Raw genomic sequence first — 15,748 nt, 5'->3', positions numbered from 1 at the left:
CGCCCCGGTCACCGCCGGACGAAGACGAGCAGCACCGCGGCGGTGATGGCGCAGAGACCGGCCGAGAGCCACGCACCGGCGAGGCCGGCGTGCTCGGCCAGCAGTCCGAACAGCAGCGGGCCTAGGCTGCCGCCGAAGTAGATGCCGGTCTGGGTGAACGACGTCGCGCTGGCCACGCGGTCCGGCGCGATCTTCGCCACGGCGAAGTTCAGCAGCCCCGGCCACGCCCACCCGGCGCCGAAACCGATCGCCACACCGATGAGGAACACGGCCGGGGAATCCACTGCCATGAGGGCGAAGCCGAGCGAACCGATCAGCAGCATGACCGTGATGACCCGGATCAGGTTCGGGTCCTTGCGGTCGGCGACCACCCCGGCCAGCAGGCGGATCGACAGCCCGACCGCCGAACCTAGCGAGAGCACCAGTCCCGCGGCCCAGGGGCTGAACCCGACCTCGACCGCGGTGGTCGTGACGAAGGCCCCCAGCGCGTTGGCCGCCGCCGACCCGAGGCCGCCCGCGATCGCGATCAGCAGCAGGGCGGTGAAGTTCCCGTCGGCGCCGCGGGAGCCCGGACGGGCGGCCTCGGAGCGCTCGGCCTGCGGGAGCTTCGGGACCGTCGCCGCCGCGACGAGACCGATCGCTCCGCCGATCAGGAACACCCAGCGCCAGCCGATGGTGAGCGCGATTCCCGGCACCGCCACGCCCGCCAGGAGCGTGGCCACCGGGATCGAGGACTGCTTGACGCCGAATCCCATGCCTCGGCGATGAGCCGGAACGCCTTGCGCGATCAGCAGGTTCGAGGCCGGCTGCGCCAACGAGTTGGGCAGCCCGGCCAGCCACAGCAGTCCCATCAGCCAGGCCGCGTTCGGCGCGGCCGAGAGCCCGAACAGGCACAGCGAGCTGCCGATCACACCGATGCGCATGCCGAGCCGCGCACCGATGCGTTCCACCAGCCATCCCATGCCGCGGGAGGACACCGACGCCACGCCGAAGAAGCCGGCCGCCCCGACGCCCAGCAGGGCGGCACCGAAGCGCAGGTCCTCCTGCAGCTGCACGCCCAGCCCGCCGACCAGGAACACCGGGAACACGCCGACGGTCACCACCGCGGCCACCGACGAGAGAACTCGCGCTATCCCGACGCCGCGCTGCTGGACGGCCAAGGCTGACATCAAGACCCCTTCATCCCAGGTCCTGCCAGCTTCCGACGCCGGACAATCCTTAGCAAGGCTAAGGTGACGAACTCGTCATCCCCTGAAGGCGGGAATCCCGGTCAACGCCTGGCCGATGGTCAGCGCGTGCATCTCGCTGGTGCCCTCGTAGGTCAGCACCGACTCCAGGTTGGTCATGTGCCGGATCACCGGGTACTCCAGCGAGATCCCGTTGGCGCCCATGATCGTCCGGGCGGTGCGCGCGACCTCCAGCGCGCCGCGCACGTTGTCCAGCTTGCCGAAGCTGACCTGCTGCGGGCTGAGCTGACCGGCGTCCTTGCGCTTGCCCAGGTGCAGCGCGAGCAGCCGCCCGTTCTGCACCCGCACCGCCATGTCCGCGAGCTTGGCCTGGGTGAGCTGGAAGCCGGCGATCGGGCGGCCGAACTGCTCCCGGCTCGTCGAGTACTCCAGCGCCGCCTCCAGGCAGCTGCGCCCGGCGCCGACCGCACCCCACACGATGCCGAAACGCGCCTCGTTCAGGCAGGACAGCGGACCGCGCAGCCCGGTGACCTCGGGCAGCACCGCGTCAGCCGGCAACCGGACGTCGTCGAGCACCAGCTCCGCGGTCACCGACGCGCGCAGCGAGAGCTTGCGCTTGATCTCGGGAGCCGAGAACCCGGGCGTGTCGGTGGGAACCACGAAACCGCGCACGCCCTCGTCGGTCTGCGCCCACACCACCGCGACCGAGGCGATGCTGCCGTTGGTGATCCACATCTTGCGGCCGTTGAGAACCCAGTCGGAACCATCCCGACGGGCCGCCGTGCGCATCGACGAGGGGTCCGAACCGTGGTCGGGCTCGGTCAGGCCGAAGCACCCGATCGCCTCGCCGGCCGCCATCTGCGGCAACCACCGCTGCTTGTGCTCCTCCGAGCCCCACCGCCAGATCGCGAACATGGCCAGCGAGCCCTGCACCGACACCAGCGAGCGCAGGCCGGAGTCACATGCTTCCAGCTCCTCGCAGGCGATTCCGTAGTCCACTGCGGACAGTCCGGCGCAGCCGTAGCCCTCCAGGTGCATGCCCAGCACGCCGAGCTTGCCCAGCTCCCGCGCCAGCTCACGCGCCTGCGGGAGCTCACCGTTCTCGTACCACTCCGCGACGTGCGGCTGCACGTGGTCGCGGCACAGGGCGCGCACGCTGTCGCGGATCGCCAGCTGCTCCGCGGAGAACTCGGCGTCGATCCCGAGCGGGTCGCGCGGGTCGAACTTAGGGCGGTTCCCACCGTTGCTCATTGCGAGTTCCTCCTGGACGAGATCGGGAGCAGTTGCTGCTCGGGGTCCTGCAACCACGCCAGGACCTCCTTGTCGTGTTCGCCGAGCAACGGCGGCGCGGTCACCGCCGCACTGCCGTGCCCGGAGAAGTCGATGGGCATCCGCACCTGCTTCGCGGCGCCTCCGCCCGGGTAGACCAGCGGCCTCAACCCGAGCGACTCGGCGTGATCGACGGCCCCTGCCAGGTCGTTGACCTGCCCGCACGCGACGCCGACGCCCTGCAGCCGCTGCTGCCAGTCGGCGGCAGGACGCGCGCCCAGCACGCCTTCCAGCCGGCTCACCATGTCCTCGCGGTGCGCGACCCGCTGGGCGTTGGTGGCGAAGTCCGGGTCGTCGGCCATCGACATCAGGCCCAGCGCCTCGCACAACTTTCGGAACTGGGCGTCGTTGCCGATCGCGACGGCCAGGAACGCGTCCTCGCAGCGCAACGTCTCGTAGGGGGCGATGCTCGGGTGCTTGTTGCCCATCCGCTGCGGCGCGCTTTCGGTGGTCTGCAGGTTCGCCATCTGGTTGGCCAGCGAGCCCAGCAGGCTCGACATCAGGTTGACCTCGACGTGCTGCCCGCGCCCGGTCGTCTCGCGGTGGCGGAGCGCGGCCATGATGCCCAGCGCGGCGTCCTTGCCGGTGAGCACGTCGACCACGGCGACGCCGACCTTCACCGGTGGCCGCTCGGGCTCGCCGGTGATGCTCATCAGGCCGCCGAGCGCCTGCACGACGAAGTCGTACCCCGGGAGGTCCGCGCCCTCCTTCGAGCCGAACCCGGAGATGGAGGTGTAGATGAGCCCGGGGTTGAGCTCGTGGGCGGACTCGAAGTCGAGGCCGTACTGCGCCAGCGAACCGGCCTTGAAGTTCTCCACCAGCACGTCGGCGCGACGCACCAGTTCACACGCGGCCTCGCGGTCACCCGGGTCCGACAGGTCGAGCGCGATGCTGCGCTTGCCTCGGTTGACCGATTCGAAGTAGGCGGAGCTGTTCTCGGTCCAGGGCGGGCCCCACGAGCGCGTGTCGTCGCCGGATCCGGGCCGCTCGACCTTGATCACGGTGGCGCCGAGGTCGGCGAGCAGCATCGTGGCGTACGGACCGGCCAGCACCCGACTGAAGTCCGCGACGACGACACCGTCCAGCGGCAGCGCTTCCATGACCCACCCTTTCCGACGGCGCGCAGCGGGTTGCTTGCGCGACCGGAAATTTGGATCCAATATACAGTTGATGGAAGCGCGGTCAAGCCGTAGCGAACGCCCGCGTGTCCGCACCCGACGTTGGAGATCACCGTGCGCAGACCACCCACCACGCAGGAGTACGTGCTCGATGAGCTGCGCAAATCCATCGTCGCGGGAGACCTCTCGCCCGGCCAGCCGATCCGCCAGGACACCATCGCGGCGGGGATGGGCGTCAGCCGCGTGCCGCTGCGCGAAGCGCTGAAGACGCTCGAAGCCGAGGGGCAGGTCATCTACCAGCCGCACCGGGGCTACTCGGTGGCCGAGCTGTCGCTGGCCGACCTGCTGGAGGTCTACCGGATGCGGGAGCTGCTGGAAGCGGAGGCGGCGCGGGTGGCCACCGAACGGCTCACCGACACCGATCTGACGCGCATCTCAGACGCGGGTCAGGACGTGGAGAAGTCGGCCGAGGACGGCGATCTGGTGGCGATGATCGCGGCCAACCGCCGCTTCCACTTCGCACTGCTCGAACCGTCAGGAATGCCGCGGTTGCTGCGCGTGGTGCGCACGCTCTGGGACGCGACCGACGCCTACCGAGCGGTCTACTACAACTCGGGCACCAACCGGGCCCGGGTCCGCCGCGAGCACGAGGCCATCATCAGCGCGGCCGAGGACCGCCGCGCCGACGACCTGATCCGCTTGCTCGCCGAGCACCGGGACCACGCGGTCGACGCTCTCCGCGGCACCATCGGCGATGAGGGGTAGGCGCTGTTCCGTCGGGGTGGGGAAGTTTTCATGAAAACTTCCCCACCCCGACGAACCCACCACCGATGACCTACTCGTAGTCGTAGAAGCCCTGACCCGACTTCTTGCCCTTGATGCCGGCGTCGACCATGCGCTTGAGCAGCGGCGGAGCCGCGTAGGTCGGCTCGGCGTACTCCTGGTACATCGAGTCGCCGATGGCCTTGAGCGTGTCCAGGCCAACCATGTCCGACAGCCGCAGCGGGCCCATCGGGTGGGCGCAGCCCTGCACCATGCCGTTGTCGATGTCCTCGGCGCTGGCGTGCCCGGCCTCGAACATGCGGATCGCCGAGAACAGGTAGGGCACCAGCAGCGCGTTGACGATGAACCCGGAGCGGTCCTCGGCGCGGATGGTCTCCTTGCCCAGCTGATCGGAGGCGAAGCTGCGGGCGCGGTCGACGGTCTCCTCGCTGGTGAGCAGCGACGGGACCAACTCGACGAGGTTCAGCACCGGGACCGGGTTGAAGAAGTGCACGCCGATGACCTTGTCGGGGCGCTTGGTGGCGCCCGCGAGCTTGGCGATCGGGATGGACGAGGTGTTGGAGGCCAGGATCGCCTCCGGGTTGGTGAGCAGCTCGTCGAGCTCTTCGAACAGCCCGAGCTTGAGACCCTCGTCCTCGGCGATCGCCTCGATCACCATGTCGCGGTCGTCGAGGTCGGTGAGCGTGGTGGTGAAGTGCAGGCGCTCCTGGATGGCATCGCGCTCCGCCTCGGTCAGCTTGCCCTTCTGCACCGCGCGGTTCAGCGACTTCCAGAGCCGAGAGCGAGCAGCCCGGGCGGCATCGTCGTCGACCTCGCGGACGATCACGTCCAGGCCTGCGCGGGCGCCGACCTCGGCGATGCCCCCGCCCATCTGCCCGCCACCGACGACTCCCAGGCGTTCGATCTTGGTCACCACAAGTTCCTTCCGCTCCCGGCCGCATTGCCGCTGCGCGACGTTGTCCGGCTCGGATCATGCCAAAGACCGCCGAACGTGACCGATCAACAGTGCGCGACCGCACATCGCAGGCCGACGCGAACCGGTGTTGCGGGCCGGAGCGCAAGGAGCCGGGCCCGTTGCGGACCCGGCTCCCGGTCGTCCCCCGACTGTCCGACCCTGACCCCCTGTGCGTTGTCGAGGCTACCCCACTGTCCGTGTCCAGATGCATGCGCTCCGGACATGCACGCCTGATGATCATTTCGTTCGGGCAACACTCCGACCAGCATGAACGAGTAGCCGCGCGGCGCATTGCGATAATCCGCCCCCATGAGCAAGCAAACGCCGCTGCGTCGCCGGATGCTCTCTCGCGATCCCGGTGAAGAACACCGCGCAGCGACCCCACTCGAGCTCCTGTTCGACCTGTGCTTCGTGGCCGCCGTGGGCCAGGCCGCTGTGCAGCTGCACCACGGACTCGCCGAAGGGCACTACTTCCCCACCATCGCCGGCTTCATGATGGTCTTCTTCGCCATCTGGTGGGCGTGGATGAACTTCACCTGGTTCGCCTCGGCCTACGACACCGACGACGTGCCCTACCGGTTGCTGACGCTGCTGCAGATGGCCGGCGTGCTGGTGCTGGCCGCCGGGGTTCCCGCGACGTTCCACGACTACGACTTCAAGGTCGTCACCTTCGGCTACGTGGTGATGCGGGTCGCGATGATCGCGCAGTGGCTGCGCGCCGCGGCCGAGCACCCGGAGGGGCGCACCTGCGCGCTGCGCTACGCCGGCGGCATCGCGGTGGTCCAGGTCGGCTGGCTGCTGCGCCTGCTGCTGCCGCACCCCTACGGCGAGATCGGCTTCCTGCTGCTCGTCGCCGCCGAGCTGGCGGTCCCCGCCTTCGCCGAGCGGAAGGTGCAGACCGCATGGCACCCGCACCACATCGCCGAGCGCTACAGCCTGTTCACGATCATCGCCCTCGGCGAGGTCGTGCTGGGCGTGACCGCCGCGATGCAGGAGAACGTCGCCGACGGCGGCTGGTCGCCGGGACTGCTGGAGATCGGCATCGGCGGCCTGCTGATGATCTTCGCCATGTGGTGGATCTACTTCGAGCACTCCCCCGTTCAGCACCTCAGCGACAACCTGCGCGGCTCGTTGGCCTGGGGGTACAGCCACATCTTCGTCTTCGCCTCGGTCGCGGCGATCGGCGCCGGGCTGGAGGTCGCCATCGACGCCGACGCGCACAAGGCGCACATCGGTGAGGTCGCGGCCGCGCTCACGCTGGCCGTGCCGCTGGCGGTGTACCTGTTCCTGGTCGTGCTGCTGCAGACCCGGTACTCCGAGACGGGCACCGTCCAGGCGCTGATCGCGACGGCCGGTGCGGTGCTGCTGCTGGCCACGTCGCTGCTGGCGCCCGCGGTCGGCGTCTCGCTGACCGTGCTGCTGCTGGGCGTGCTGATGGCGCTGCTGCTGGCCGCCGGGCTCGCCGCGCAGCGGAAGCCGGTCAAGGCAGACGGCTGAGCGCCGTACCGGACACCTCGGTGATGTCGGCTACGGCCTTGCCGTAGCCGACATCGCTCGGCTGCGAGCTGAGCAGGGCGACGACGTAGCGGTGGCGGTCGGGATCGACGAGACCGGCGCTGTGCACCCAGACCTTGCCCTGCTGGCAGCACATCCAGCCGTTCTTCACCGCGTGCGCGTTCTGGGCCATCAGCCCGAACTTCTGGTTGACGCCGTCCGCGGCCTGACCCGGCGCCGCGTGCAGCGCGTCGAGCACGAAATCGCGATCCTCGGGCGGCATCTCGCTGAGCAGGTGCTGGAAGACGGCCGCCATGTCGCGGGCGGTGGTGACGGTGTCGCCCCAGCGCCCCTGATCGCCCGGGGCCCGGGTCTGCTGCAGGTGCATCCGCGCGGCCGCCGAGGTGATCAGCGACGGCCCGCCGTAGCGCTCCCACAGCGCGTTCATTGCCTCGTCGTCGCTCGGGCCCAGCGCACGCCGCAGGTCGAACCGGTCCTGCGGCGTGACCCGGTGGCGTTCGAGCAGTTCGACGGCCACGACGACCTTGGACAAGGACGCGGAGTACATCGGCTGCTGCCCGTGCTCGCCGACCGCGAACTCGCCGGTGGCGCGGTCGAGCACCGCGATGCCCAGCGGGTTGTTCTGCTCGGCCGCCTGCTGGTCGGCGGCCGCCGCAGCCTCTGCGGGAGCACCCGTGGGCGGTTCGACGGGCTCGCCGTGCAGCGTGGCGATGGCCGAGGGAGCGCACGCGGAGAGCAGGAGCGCGAGCACGGCAGCCACCGCTGCCCCCGCGCGCTGACGCGGTAAGTGCGAAGAAGCCGGTTCCCTGCCGAACACGCCGCCCCCCGGTTGCCGTGGTCGTGCACGTCGGCGTCGCGAAGCCGATTCACAACGACGCCGTCCGGTCACGACAGCACAGTCGGGGGAACATCGCAGGTGGGAGCACCTGCTACCGCGTGCGGGTGGCGACCGGGGCGCAAACCACCCGATGGGGACCGCCCCGATGACCGGACGTCACACCGGTGGGACCAACTCGTCGAGGAGCTCACGCACACGGTGGTCGATGACGTCGCGAATCTCGCGCACCGCATCCACCCCGCGACCCGCCGGGTCCGGGAGTTCCCAGTCCAGGTACCGCTTGCCCGGGAAGACCGGGCACGCGTCACCGCACCCCATCGTGATGACGACGTCGGAGGCCTCGACCGCATCGGTGGTCAGCTTCTTCGGGACCTCGGCCGACAGGTCGATGCCGAGCTCGCGCATGACGTCGACCACCGCGGGGTTGATCGACTCCGCCGGAGCGGACCCGGCAGAGCGCACCTCGACCCGGCCGCGCGAGCGGTGCCGCACCAACGCCGCGGCCATCTGCGACCGGCCCGCGTTGTGCACGCAGACGAACAGGACCTCGGGCACGGTTCCCCCTCAGGACGTGAAGCGGCGCCGCAGCGCCAGCGAGACGTAGACGAGCGCGACCAGGACCGGGACCTCGATCAGCGGCCCCACCACACCGGCCAGGGCCTGACCGCTGGTCACGCCGAAGGTCGCGATCGCCACGGCGATGGCGAGCTCGAAGTTGTTGCCTGCGGCGGTGAACGACAGCGTCGCGGAGCGCTGGTAGCTCAGGCCGATGGCCTTGCCGAGCGCGAACGATCCGGCCCACATCACCGCGAAGTACGCCAGCAGCGGCAGCGCGATGCGCGCGACGTCCAGCGGGCGGGAGGTGATCGCATCACCTTGCAACGCGAAGAGCACCACGATGGTGAAGAGCAGGCCGTAGAGCGCGATCGGGCCGATCCTGGGCAGGAATCGCGATTCGTACCAGTCACGACCCCTCGCCCGCTCACCGATGCGGCGCGTGAGAAACCCTGCCACCAACGGGATTCCCAGGAAGATCAGCACGTTCTTGGCGATCTCCCAGGCCGAGACCTCCAGCCCCGCCTGGGGCAGGCCCAGCCATCCGGGCAGCACCGACAGGTAGAACCAGCCGAGGCCGGCGAACGCGATCACCTGGAACACCGAGTTGAGCGCGACCAGCACTGCTGCCGCTTCGCGGTCCCCGCAGGCCAGGTCGTTCCAGATGACGACCATCGCGATGCACCGCGCCAGGCCCACGATGATCAGACCGGTCCGGTACTCCGGCAGGTCGGGCAGGAACACCCAGGCCAGCGCGAACATCAGCGCCGGGCCCAGCACCCAGTTCAGCACCAACGACGAGACCATCAATCGCCTGTCGCCGGTGACGGTGTCCAGCCGGTCGTAGCGCACCTTGGCCAGCACCGGGTACATCATCACCAGCAGGCCCAGGGCGATCGGCAGCGAGATGCCGTCGAGCTGGACGGCGTCGAGCGCCGCGCCGAGCCCGGGAACCGATCGCCCGGCGATCACGCCTAGGACCATCGCGGCACCGATCCACAGCGGCAGGAACCGGTCGAGCGTGGACAGCCTCGCGACGACGACGTCGTTCTCGGCTTCGACCGCGCGGGTCACGCGGGAACCTCCGCAGGCATCAGCACCGAGGACACGGCGCGCAGGGTTTCCGGCCGCACCCGGTAGTAGATCCAGGTCCCGCGCCGCTCCCCCTCGATGACGCCCGCTTCGCGCAGCACCTTGAGGTGGTGCGAGATCGTCGGGCCGGACAGCTCGAAGGCCCCGGTCAGGTCGCACACGCACGCCTCTCCACCGGCGTGCGAGGCGATCAGCGAGAGCAGCCGCAGCCGCACCGGCTCACCGATCGCCTTGAACACCCGCGCGAGCTCGCCCGACCGCTCAGCGCTCAGCGGTTCGCGCAGGACCGGCGAACAGCAGAGCTCTTGATTCGACATACCTCTAAGTTGACACATCTCGAAACAAGGAGCAATGTCGGGGTGCCTGTTTCGATGGATGTCTAGATGAGGAGCCAGAGATGTCACGCGTCCAACTCGCTCTCCGCGTCGCCGACCTGGAGAGCTCGATCTCCTTCTACACCAAGCTCCTCGGCGCCGAACCGGCGAAACGACGCCCCGGCTACGCCAACTTCGCCATCGCCGAGCCGGCGCTCAAGCTGGTGCTGATCGAGGGCCAGGCCGACCAGGACACCGCGATGGACCACCTCGGCATCGAGGTCGACGACACCGTCGCCGTGGAGCAGGCCACCACCCGGCTCTCCGAACTCGGCCTGTTCACCGAGGTCGAGAACGACACCGACTGCTGCTACGCGTTCCAGGACAAGGTCTGGGTCCACGGCCCCGGCAACGAACCGTGGGAGGTGTACGTGGTCAAGTCCGATTCCCCGGCCCGGGAATCCGCCTGCTGCACATGATCCGGCGCTCCCGGCAGCGATTCCCGCGCGCACGGGAGAACCCCGGTGATCGCGCACGAACACCGGGGTTCTCGTCGTGAGGCGACTGCCCGCGTCACCCGCGGGTCACTGCGGCGGGTTCTCGCAGGAGGGGTTGAGGATCTTCTGGATCTCCGGGGTATCCAGGTTCTCCTTGGTGATCAGCGTGGCTCCGGTGTCGGTGTTCGCCGACTGCTCCCCGGTGCCGCGGATCTTGGCGACGGCCGTGTTGACCGCCGCGTATCCCATCTTGAACGGGTTCTGGGCGATGAGGCCCGTGATCACACCGTCGCGGAGCGACTGGATCTGCCCCTCGGAGGTGTCCCAGCCGATGATCTTGACCTGCCCGGCCTTGCCCGACTGGCGGACGGCCTCGGCGGCGCCCAGCACGCTCGGCTCGTTGGCCGCGTAGATGCCGTTGAGGTCCGGATTGGCGGTCAGGATGTCCTGGGTGACCTGCAGCGCCTTGTTGTAGTCGCTGTCGCTGGACTGCTGGGCGACCAGCTGCAGACCGGGGTGCTTGGCCAACCCGTTCTTGAAGCCCTGACCGCGGGTCTCGTTGGTGCTGGTGCCCGCCTGGAACTCGATGAAGGCGACCTTGCCCTTGCCGCCCAGCTGCTTGGCCAGCTCGTCGGTGCCCTGCTCGGCCGCGGCGACGTTGTTGGTCGCGAACACCGGCACGTCCGGCGGCTGCGGCGTGGTACCGGAGTCCATGTTGACCACCGTGGTGCCCTGCCCCTGCGCGGTCTTGGTGATCTCCGACAGCGCCTTGGCGTCGGTGGCCGCGTAGACGAGACCCTTCACGTTGCCCTGGGCGAGCATGTCCTGCAGCAGGCTCTGCTGGCCGCTGACATCGCTCTCCGAGCTCACGCCGTCCCACTGCAGATCGACGTCCTGCTGCTTGTCGCCCGCGCACTGCGCGCCGACGCGGACCTTCTCCCAGAAGTCGAACCCGATCGCCTTGGGCACCACCGCGATCTTGATCGGGCCGCCGGACTGCTGCCCACCGCCGGTCTGCTCGCGCACGCCAACGCTGCAGCCGGTGGCCGCCAGCGTCAGCAGCACGCAGGTTGCGGTCAGAACCTTCTTCATCGCCGAGCTCCCTTGCTCATCGCGAATGTCGCTACCCGGCGTCGCCGCCGAGCTTCCGGCGCTGGTAGTAGTCCCACCAGACGGCCAACCAGATGATCACGCCGATCAGCACGTTCTGGTAGAAGGTGCCGATGTTGAGCTGCACCGCGCCGTTGCGGATGACCGCGACCAGGAAGGCCCCGATCAGCGAGCCGAGCACGGTACCGCGGCCGCCGAAGAGGCTGGCGCCGCCGATGACGACCGCCGCGATCACGTCCAGTTCCAGCCCCTCGCCGAAGTTCGGCTGACCGGAGTTGATCCGCGACGCGGCGATCATGCCGCCCAGGCCGGCCAGCGCACCGGAGAGCACGTACACCGAGGTGATGTAGCGCTTGACCGGAACACCGGACAGCCGTGCGGCTTCCATGTTGGAACCCATCACGTACGCGTAGCGGCCGAGCCGGGTGCGGGTGAGCACCACGTACCCCAGCAGCGCCACCAGGATGATCAGCAGCACCGGGATCGGCATGATCCCGACAACGCCCTGTCCCAGCAGCCGGAACGAGTCCGGCGCGCCGAACACCGCGACCGCGCCGGTGGCGATCAGGACCAGTCCGCGACCCACGCTGAGCATGCCCAGCGTCGCGATGAACGGCGGCAGCCCCACCACCGACACCAGCAGGCCGTTGACGAGCCCGGCCAGCGCTCCGACGACGAGCCCGCCGACGATGCCCAGCAGCGGGTTGAAGCCGTACTCGGCCATCAGGAGAACGCCGATCACCCCGGAGAGGGCGGCCACCGATCCCACCGACAGGTCGATTCCACCGGTGATGATCACCAGCGTCACGCCCACCGCCATCACCGCGTTCACCGAGGTCTGCGACCCCAGGTTGAACAGGTTGTCCGCCGTGAGGAACGACGGCGCGACGATCGACAGCACGATGAACACGAGGATCAGCGCGCCGGCCGCGGCGACCTGGGAGACCGCGCCGGAGAGGCGATCGCTCAGCCCGCCCAGCAGCCCACGGTCCCCATCGGACGGTGCCTTGGTCTGCTCAGTCATGGTTGCCCTTCGCTCCGGTCGCGAGTGCGACCACGCGTTCTTCGGAGAACTCGGTGCGCCGAACCTCGCCGGTGATCCGGCCACCGCGCATCACCAGGATCCGGTCGCACATGTTCAGCAGCTCCGGCAGGTAGCTGGAGATCAGCACGACCGCTTTCCCCTGCTCGGCCAGGGAATCCATCTGCGCGAACATCTCGGACTTGGCTCCGACGTCCATCCCGCGGCCCGGCTCGTCGAAGAAAAGGACGTCCGCCCCGGTCTCCAGCCAGCGCGCCAGCACGACCTTCTGCTGGTTGCCGCCGGAGAGCGTCTGCGCCTGCCGTCCCACGCGCGGAACGCGGATCCGCAGCGATTCCCGCTGGCGCTCGGCGATGCGCCGCTCGCCCTTCAGATCGATGAGCCCGTAGCTGAGCATCGGCAGCTTGGCCATCGTGATGTTCTTGTCCACGCCCAGCTGCAGAGCCAGCCCGTCGGCCTTGCGGCTCTCGGTGAGGTAGCCGATCCCGGCGGCGATGGCGTCGGCCGGTCCGCGGATGCGCAGCTTGCGACCGTCCATCGTGACCGTTCCGCGCTCGGCGGGTTCGGCTCCGAACACCGCGCGCGCCAGCTCCGTCCGGCCCGCCCCGACCAGACCGGCCAGACCGACGATCTCCCCCGCACGAACCTCGAAGGACACGTCGCGGACCTTCTCGCCGCGGGTGATCCCCTCGACCTTGAGCCGCACCTCGCCGGGTTCCTGGTGGGTGCGCGGGTACAGGTTGGAGACGTCGCGGCCGACCATCAGCTGCACCAGCTGCGCCTCGTCCATGCCCTCTACCGGGCTGGTGTCCACAACGGTCCCGTCGCGCATCACGGTGACCCGGTCGCCGATCTCGAAGATCTCGTCCAGCCGGTGCGAGATGTAGAGGACCGCGATCCCCTGCGCGGTGAGCTCGCGGACGATGCCGAACAGCTCCTCCGCCTCCCGCTCGGTGAGGCTCGCCGTCGGCTCGTCGAGGATGAGCACTTTCGCTTGCACCGCCAGCGCTTTGGCGAGTTCGATGCGCTGCTGCTCCGCTGTGGACAGCAGCGACACCCGCCGTCCGGGGTCGACGTCCAGACCGACGCGGGCGAGCAGGTCGCGGGCCGCGCGGCGCTCGGCCGCGCGGGAGATCCAGCCGCCCCGACCGGGTTCGTGCCCGATGAAGAGGTTCTCGGCGACCGACAGATCGGGGGCGAGCGCGAACTCCTGGTGCACCATGGACACACCGAGCCGCCTGGCCGAACCGGGCCCCTGGAAGGTGACCGGCGCGCCGTCCAGTTCGATGTGACCGCTGCTCGGCTGCTCGATCTGGGCGATCATCTTCATCAGCGTCGACTTGCCGGCACCGTTCTCACCTGCGAAGACGTGCACTTCACCGGGTGCGATCTCCAACGTGACGCCGTCGACGGCCACCACCCCGGGAAACCGCTTGCCGACGCCGCGCAGCGCCACTGCGGGGCGTTGTCCGCTGGCTTCCACGGCGAGCCTCCCTCGATCCTCGATGATCGTGCTCCAGGTCACGGTGCGCCGGATCATACCCACAGCTCCGCTCATCGTGAAAGGGCCGGAACGAAGCCAAGTAACCGATTACCGAGACACCCGGCGGAGGTGACTTCTCCGCATCCGCCGGACACGGATGCGGAGGGTACGTAAGCTCTCGGTCGGGACAGCGCAAACGCGACTTCCGATGATCTAGGGGGCGAAGACGCCGTGCAGCCGTTGCTGGCCAGCGACCCGACCAGGGTGGGTGACTACCGGCTGCTCGCACGCCTGGGCCGCGGCGCGATGGGCGGGGTCTACCTCGGCCGCTCGCGCGGAGGCCGGGTGGTCGCCGTCAAGGTGATTCGCGCCGACCTCGCCGAGGACCCGGAGTTCCGCGAGCGGTTCCGCCGCGAAGCCGACGCCGCCCACGCGGTCGGCGGCTTCTGGACGGCCGCGGTCGTCAACGCCGACCCCGACGCCGAGCAGCCGTGGCTGGCCACCGAGTACGTCCCCGGCCCGACGCTGCACCAGGCCGTCGCCGACCACGGCGCGCTGCCGGAGGAGACCGTGCGCAGCCTGGGCGCGGGCCTGGCCGAGGCGCTGGTGGCCATCCACAACGCCGGACTGGTGCACCGCGACCTCAAACCGGCGAACGTCCTGCTCGGTCCGGACGGTCCGCGCGTCATCGACTTCGGCATCTCCCGGGCCATGACCGGCCACGCGCTCACCGCGACCGGCATCTTCCTGGGCACCCCCGGGTTCTTCTCCCCGGAGCAGACCCTCGGCACCGACGTCGGCCCGCCCAGCGACGTGTTCTCGCTCGGCGCGGTGCTGGCGTTCGCCGCCACCGGGTCCGGCCCGTTCGGCGAGGAGAGCACGGCGTCGCTGCTGTACAAGGTCGCTCACGGCGAGCCCCACCTGGACGACGCGCCGGAAGGCCTGCGCCCGCTGCTGGTCGAGTGCCTGCAGAAAGACCCCGCAGCCCGCCCGACCCCGGCGCAGATGCTCGACCGGATCGGCGAGACGAGCCCCCAGGGCAGCGGCTGGCTGCCGCCGACGATCACGGCCGTGATCGCCCAGCACGCGACGGAGCTGCAGCGCACCGCCCAGACCCCCGACACTCCCCCGCCGCAACCCGTGGCCGCGCCTGCGCAAGCGCCGAAACCGGTCACCCAGACCTACACGCAGGCACCGCCGGTCGCGGCCGGGCCTCCGCCGGCGCCGGGGCCCGCTCCGGCGGGGCAGATGCGGGACAAGATCGTTCCCTCACCCGCGCAGAAGCGACCGACGCAATCCCAGGAGCAGCGCTCGCCCCGCGTGCGCCGGGACGGCCCGGGGCCGGAGTTCCGCACGCGCGGACGCGTGGCCGCGGCGATGTGGACCGCGGTCTTCGCGCTGCTGCTGACGGCCGCGTCCTACCTGGCCGACCGCGGGCACATCCGGCTCTACGGCGTTCGCGTGTTCGATTCCCTCGCCAGCCCGGATCTGGAGACCGTGTTCCTGATCGGAGCACTCCTGCTGCTGATCGGCGCGGTGTGGTCGTTCTGCCGGATGATCGCGCCCAGCCTGCGCCTGAAGGTCAACGGCGAGGGCGTCGTCGTCCACCGGTTCGGGCTCACCCGCGAGATCCCTTGGCACCAGGTGTCTCGGGTCGGCGTGGTGGGCAGGGGCAAGTCGACGTCGCTGGCCGTCTGGATGGCCGACGGCTCGGTCCCGCGCTCCACGCCGTGGCACCGGGTACGTCGCTACCACGGCGGCGCCCGCATCTACCCGGTCGGCGCGACCGGTGGCTGGTTCTCCCGCCGCCAGCAATCGCGCCGCCTGCGCGGGGCGCTGGACCAGTACGCGCGCGGCCGCTACGACTCGCGGATGCTGTGACACCCGGACGCCGCAGAGCCGCCGCCGTTCGCACAACGAATCCTCGGAT

General features: G+C 69.8%; 15 protein-coding genes. 4 read left to right on the top strand and 11 right to left on the bottom strand.

The window, feature by feature from the left end; all coding sequences use genetic code 11:
* Nucleotides 1–8: 8 nt before the first annotated feature.
* The 3 genes from ACYVF3_RS32075 to ACYVF3_RS32065 all read right to left on the bottom strand — a co-directional run bounded on the left by ACYVF3_RS32075 (nt 9) and on the right by ACYVF3_RS32065 (nt 3,616).
* A complete protein-coding gene (locus tag ACYVF3_RS32075; protein WP_461158033.1) occupies nt 9–1,169 on the bottom strand; it encodes an MFS transporter in 1,161 nt (386 codons plus the stop codon).
* A gap of 75 nt (nt 1,170–1,244) precedes the next feature.
* Nucleotides 1,245–2,438 (bottom strand): acyl-CoA dehydrogenase family protein, encoded by a 1,194-nt coding sequence (locus ACYVF3_RS32070; RefSeq protein ID WP_461158032.1) that lies wholly within the window; start codon nt 2,436–2,438, stop codon nt 1,245–1,247.
* Nucleotides 2,435–3,616: a CaiB/BaiF CoA transferase family protein gene (locus ACYVF3_RS32065; protein ID WP_461158031.1), complete on the bottom strand. Its 1,182-nt coding sequence runs from the start codon at nt 3,614–3,616 to the stop codon at nt 2,435–2,437. Before ACYVF3_RS32065 ends, ACYVF3_RS32070 begins: the two co-directional genes overlap by 4 nt.
* 132 nt (nt 3,617–3,748) lie before the next feature.
* Here ACYVF3_RS32065 and ACYVF3_RS32060 point away from each other — a divergent pair, with 132 nt between their 5' ends.
* Nucleotides 3,749–4,399, top strand: a complete 651-nt coding sequence (locus tag ACYVF3_RS32060) for a GntR family transcriptional regulator (protein WP_461158030.1) — start codon at nt 3,749–3,751, stop codon at nt 4,397–4,399.
* A gap of 70 nt (nt 4,400–4,469) precedes the next feature.
* Here ACYVF3_RS32060 and ACYVF3_RS32055 read toward each other — a convergent pair whose 3' ends face one another.
* A complete protein-coding gene (locus tag ACYVF3_RS32055) occupies nt 4,470–5,330 on the bottom strand; it encodes a 3-hydroxybutyryl-CoA dehydrogenase (RefSeq protein WP_461158029.1) in 861 nt (286 codons plus the stop codon).
* A gap of 351 nt (nt 5,331–5,681) precedes the next feature.
* On the opposite strand from ACYVF3_RS32055, the gene ACYVF3_RS32050 reads away from it, so the two are divergent.
* Nucleotides 5,682–6,869 carry a low temperature requirement protein A gene (locus ACYVF3_RS32050; RefSeq protein WP_461158028.1) on the top strand — a complete coding sequence of 396 codons (1,188 nt, stop codon included), beginning with the start codon at nt 5,682–5,684 and terminating at the stop codon, nt 6,867–6,869.
* On the opposite strand, the gene ACYVF3_RS32045 is transcribed toward ACYVF3_RS32050, so the two are convergent.
* From ACYVF3_RS32045 to ACYVF3_RS32030, 4 genes are all read right to left on the bottom strand, one after another.
* Nucleotides 6,853–7,647 (bottom strand): serine hydrolase, encoded by a 795-nt coding sequence (locus ACYVF3_RS32045; RefSeq protein ID WP_461158027.1) that lies wholly within the window; start codon nt 7,645–7,647, stop codon nt 6,853–6,855. The two genes, ACYVF3_RS32050 and ACYVF3_RS32045, sit on opposite strands and share 17 nt — an antisense overlap.
* 234 nt (nt 7,648–7,881) lie before the next feature.
* A complete protein-coding gene (locus ACYVF3_RS32040; protein WP_461158026.1) occupies nt 7,882–8,280 on the bottom strand; it encodes an arsenate reductase ArsC in 399 nt (132 codons plus the stop codon).
* 9 nt (nt 8,281–8,289) lie between these two features.
* Complete coding sequence (gene arsB / locus ACYVF3_RS32035) at nt 8,290–9,354, bottom strand: ACR3 family arsenite efflux transporter (protein WP_461158025.1); 1,065 nt, start codon at nt 9,352–9,354, stop codon at nt 8,290–8,292.
* Nucleotides 9,351–9,689 carry an ArsR/SmtB family transcription factor gene (locus tag ACYVF3_RS32030; RefSeq protein ID WP_461158024.1) on the bottom strand — a complete coding sequence of 113 codons (339 nt, stop codon included), beginning with the start codon at nt 9,687–9,689 and terminating at the stop codon, nt 9,351–9,353. The genes arsB and ACYVF3_RS32030 overlap by 4 nt, the downstream gene beginning before the upstream one ends.
* Nucleotides 9,690–9,769: 80 nt before the next feature.
* On the opposite strand from ACYVF3_RS32030, the gene ACYVF3_RS32025 reads away from it, so the two are divergent.
* Entirely contained in the window at nt 9,770–10,165 is a 396-nt protein-coding gene (locus ACYVF3_RS32025; RefSeq protein WP_461158023.1) for an ArsI/CadI family heavy metal resistance metalloenzyme, read from the top strand.
* 105 nt (nt 10,166–10,270) lie between these two features.
* Here ACYVF3_RS32025 and ACYVF3_RS32020 read toward each other — a convergent pair whose 3' ends face one another.
* Genes ACYVF3_RS32020 through ACYVF3_RS32010 form a run of 3 tightly spaced genes read right to left on the bottom strand, consistent with a single transcriptional unit; the run spans nt 10,271 to nt 13,875 of the window.
* A complete protein-coding gene (locus ACYVF3_RS32020; protein ID WP_461158022.1) occupies nt 10,271–11,275 on the bottom strand; it encodes a substrate-binding domain-containing protein in 1,005 nt (334 codons plus the stop codon).
* Nucleotides 11,276–11,306: 31 nt separating this feature from the next.
* The gene (locus ACYVF3_RS32015; RefSeq protein WP_461158021.1) at nt 11,307–12,317 is read right to left on the bottom strand and encodes an ABC transporter permease; all 1,011 of its coding nucleotides are present in this window, start codon (nt 12,315–12,317) and stop codon (nt 11,307–11,309) included.
* Entirely contained in the window at nt 12,310–13,875 is a 1,566-nt protein-coding gene (locus tag ACYVF3_RS32010; RefSeq protein ID WP_461158020.1) for a sugar ABC transporter ATP-binding protein, read from the bottom strand. Before ACYVF3_RS32010 ends, ACYVF3_RS32015 begins: the two co-directional genes overlap by 8 nt.
* A 174-nt stretch (nt 13,876–14,049) precedes the next feature.
* On the opposite strand from ACYVF3_RS32010, the gene ACYVF3_RS32005 reads away from it, so the two are divergent.
* Nucleotides 14,050–15,699 (top strand): serine/threonine-protein kinase, encoded by a 1,650-nt coding sequence (locus ACYVF3_RS32005; RefSeq protein ID WP_461158019.1) that lies wholly within the window; start codon nt 14,050–14,052, stop codon nt 15,697–15,699.
* The last annotated feature ends 49 nt before the right edge of the window (nt 15,700–15,748 follow it).

The organism is Saccharopolyspora tripterygii, assembly GCF_054778355.1.
Note: the sequence above shows the minus strand (reverse complement) of the source record. Positions and strands in the feature narration are given on the sequence as shown.

What these genes read in the sequence shown, in the direction of transcription:
- ACYVF3_RS32025 (WP_461158023.1), top strand. Translation starts at nt 9,770, where the DNA reads ATGTCACGCGTCCAACTCGCTCTCCGCGTCGCCGACCTGGAGAGCTCG.
- ACYVF3_RS32075 (WP_461158033.1), bottom strand. Translation starts at nt 1,169, where the DNA reads ATGTCAGCCTTGGCCGTCCAGCAGCGCGGCGTCGGGATAGCGCGAGTT.
- ACYVF3_RS32050 (WP_461158028.1), top strand. Translation starts at nt 5,682, where the DNA reads ATGAGCAAGCAAACGCCGCTGCGTCGCCGGATGCTCTCTCGCGATCCC.
- ACYVF3_RS32030 (WP_461158024.1), bottom strand. Translation starts at nt 9,689, where the DNA reads ATGTCGAATCAAGAGCTCTGCTGTTCGCCGGTCCTGCGCGAACCGCTG.
- ACYVF3_RS32020 (WP_461158022.1), bottom strand. Translation starts at nt 11,275, where the DNA reads ATGAAGAAGGTTCTGACCGCAACCTGCGTGCTGCTGACGCTGGCGGCC.
- ACYVF3_RS32065 (WP_461158031.1), bottom strand. Translation starts at nt 3,616, where the DNA reads ATGGAAGCGCTGCCGCTGGACGGTGTCGTCGTCGCGGACTTCAGTCGG.
- ACYVF3_RS32010 (WP_461158020.1), bottom strand. Translation starts at nt 13,875, where the DNA reads ATGATCCGGCGCACCGTGACCTGGAGCACGATCATCGAGGATCGAGGG.
- ACYVF3_RS32070 (WP_461158032.1), bottom strand. Translation starts at nt 2,438, where the DNA reads ATGAGCAACGGTGGGAACCGCCCTAAGTTCGACCCGCGCGACCCGCTC.
- ACYVF3_RS32015 (WP_461158021.1), bottom strand. Translation starts at nt 12,317, where the DNA reads ATGACTGAGCAGACCAAGGCACCGTCCGATGGGGACCGTGGGCTGCTG.